We start from the raw sequence: 2928 nt of genomic DNA, 5'->3' as shown, positions 1-2928 counted from the left end.
AGGTGTTCTCATTTTCAATTCTACATTTTAAATTTTAAATTCATCACTACTCACTTCTCACTATTTCCCTTCCCTGTTTTTGGCGAAAGGCTTTTTTCGAAATCGGCCTTATTGCGGCCAAAAAAATAAACAAAAAATATTTTCTGAAAAATGAAGAAGCAAAATCAGGTTACATAATTCAATTATTTGGGGTGTATAGATGGATTTCACCTATCATTCTTAAATATTATCAAATATTGTTATTATATAATTAAAAATTTAAGGGTTTGGTATAGTTGATTTAGGTATAGTTATTGTTAATTTTTTTTAAATTTAATCCAAGTGGATATGAACTCACTTCATTTTTATCATTAAGCCATTTGAAAACCACAATACAATTTTAAGAACATGACAAGCTTGGTAAACTATTTTAGATTTATATTCTCCGGATACCTGAGAAAGAAAAAAGTATTAAATGGTGTAAAGGTCCATTTTAAATACCGGCATGATTCAGAAATTTTTGATCCTATAACCATGTTGTTGGATCAGTTTTTTAAGATTAACATGGTTAAAGAAGAATTTAGAGTCAAAGTAAACCATAATGATTATGACCTTTCCATGATTTTAGATCAATTGGAAGGGAGCAAACCCAAACTGGGCTGTGTTGCCAAGCTACCTATGGGCTTATTGAAGGTGGAACGTTTTGTTGTAAAAGATGAATTCAGGACCACCTCTTTCTACCTGATACAATTGGATGATGAGTTGCTGGCATTTTTGCACAAAAAATATGACTATGGAAGGGAGCGCCTCAGTATTATCAAGGATGATATCTTCGGTGAAAACCAGATAGATGAAAGCATTTTCAGAAATGAAGAGGAACCGATATTATTTGATTATAACAATGGGCAATTGCTGTACCTGGAAAAATTCGTTCATTCCCATATCTTTTATGTAAACCAATCTGATTCATTCTATAAGGTCTGTCAGTATTTTGAGAAGATCAGCAGTGCCGGGTGACAAAAGGTATTTTGCTGTGGGAGTAGGAGGGGCTAATTGTTTAATTGATTAACGGATTAATTGATAGAAAGATTGTTAAAGGTTAAATTGTTAAAAGTTAAGGGTTAAGGGTGCGGGAAAATGAACTTTTAACCTTGACATTTTGCTTTCCGCGGTGGATTTAATTTAATGTTGAAGCGCAGGAAAGAGCGTCGTATATTGTAATTCGATTGTTGGTTAAGAGTGCATTTTACTTCACCTTGTCATTCTGACTCAGGAGGAATCTTTTGAGTTGTTGTTTAATTGATTAACTCATGAACCCATTACTTGCCTGCTGTAGATATGATTGACTAACGGAAATTATGGTAATCATTTTTAATCTAATATTTAAAATTGTTTACTCCCTTATGACCTGGCTTGACTGGTACCTACTCTTGCCTTTACTAAGATGCACTATTACGGTGCAAAAAATGAAAAAAAATGCACCATCATAGTGCGAAATATTATTTTCTGCTTTACTTCGCATCATGGATCATTTATTTGAATACTCAAATCAGTTGATTACTCAGGTAGATACGGTATTTAGACGCTATGCTTATCATAGAATCAATTGGAAAAACCGATTACTTGGACTCATTGGACCGCGGGGAGTAGGGAAAACAACGCTGATTTTACAGCATATCAAAAGCAATCTGAATCTCAGTGAGACCTTATATGTAAGCGCAGAAGATTTCTATTTTGCAAAAAATAAATTGACCGATCTTGCAAGCGAATTTGTAAAAGTGGGTGGTAAATATCTGTTTGTTGATGAAATTCACAAGTATCCAGATTGGTCAAAAGAACTTAAGCTGATTTATGATTACCATCAAGAGTTACAAGTGGTATTTACCGGGTCATCCATTCTTGATATTAAAAAAGGGAGTTCAGACCTTAGCAGAAGAGCTGTAGTATACTCCATGCAGGGATTGTCATTCCGCGAATATTTGAGGCTATTTCACCTGATAGACATTCCAGTTTACTCGATGGATGAGATTGTCAATCAAAAGGTGGAGGTTCCTCAAATTCCGCATCCTTTGCCTCTTTTCCAGGACTATTTAAAAACTGGTTATTACCCTTTTGCTGACGAAGCTGATTTTGGGATGAGGTTACAGCAGGTGGTTAACCAAACATTAGAAGTGGATATTCCGACTTTCGCCCAAATGAATGTTTCGACAGGAAGGAAATTGAAGCAGTTATTGGGAATAGTGGCGCAAAGTGTACCTTTCAAACCCAATATGAGTAAGCTTGCTGAGATGTTGAATATTAGCCGTAACAACATAGCAGACTATCTGCTCTACATGGAGGATGCGGGAATGGTCTCACAATTAAGAAGTCAAACAGAAGGCATTCGTGCTTTGGGTAAAGTCGATAAAGTGTATCTCGATAATACTAATTTGGTGTACATCCTAGCTGGTGAAAACCAAAATAAGGGAACTATCAGGGAAACGTTTTTTCTCAATCAATTGAAAGTGGATCATAAGGTATGGAATTCATCCCTCGGTGATTTTAAAATAAATGATATGGATTTTGAGGTAGGAGGAAAGGATAAAGGCATCAAACAAATCAAAACAGCCAAGAGAGGGTATCTCGTCAAAGATAATATTGAAAGAGGCTATCTTAATACCATTCCGCTTTGGCATTTTGGACTTATGTATTGAATTTGGTTTGATCGATTACTGCCTGCCGTAGCCAGGATTGATTAACTGATTAGAAGATTGTTAAAGGTTAAATCTGTCTCGGCGGACAAGTTGTTAATGGTTAAAACGTTGGGGCAAATGAACTTTTAACTGATATAAAGATTGTTAAGGGTTAAAAAGTTAAAGGTTAAGGGTGCAGTGAACTTCACTTTGTCATTCCGAGATTTTAAAATTTGGTATTTACAGATCATAAAATGACAAAAGGGTTCACGCAGCG

2 protein-coding genes are annotated in these 2928 nt (G+C 35.2%); both read left to right on the top strand.

Annotated features, from left to right (window positions below; translation table 11 throughout):
• The first annotated feature begins 387 nt into the window (after positions 1-387).
• Positions 388-996, top strand: a complete 609-nt coding sequence (locus tag EA341_RS00285) for a hypothetical protein (RefSeq protein ID WP_293010681.1) — start codon at positions 388-390, stop codon at positions 994-996.
• Between the two features lie 506 nt (positions 997-1502).
• Positions 1503-2672: an AAA family ATPase gene (locus EA341_RS00280; RefSeq protein ID WP_293010680.1), complete on the top strand. Its 1170-nt coding sequence runs from the start codon at positions 1503-1505 to the stop codon at positions 2670-2672.
• The last annotated feature ends 256 nt before the right edge of the window (positions 2673-2928 follow it).

The sequence above is a fragment of the Mongoliibacter sp. genome (assembly GCF_007692705.1).
In the GTDB taxonomy this organism is placed as follows: domain Bacteria; phylum Bacteroidota; class Bacteroidia; order Cytophagales; family Cyclobacteriaceae; genus Mongoliibacter.
Note: the sequence above shows the minus strand (reverse complement) of the source record. Positions and strands in the feature narration are given on the sequence as shown.

Bases quoted from the DNA above. Each gene is read 5' to 3' on its own strand.
- EA341_RS00285 (WP_293010681.1), top strand. From the start codon at position 388: ATGACAAGCTTGGTAAACTATTTTAGATTTATATTCTCCGGATACCTG.
- EA341_RS00280 (WP_293010680.1), top strand. From the start codon at position 1,503: ATGGATCATTTATTTGAATACTCAAATCAGTTGATTACTCAGGTAGAT.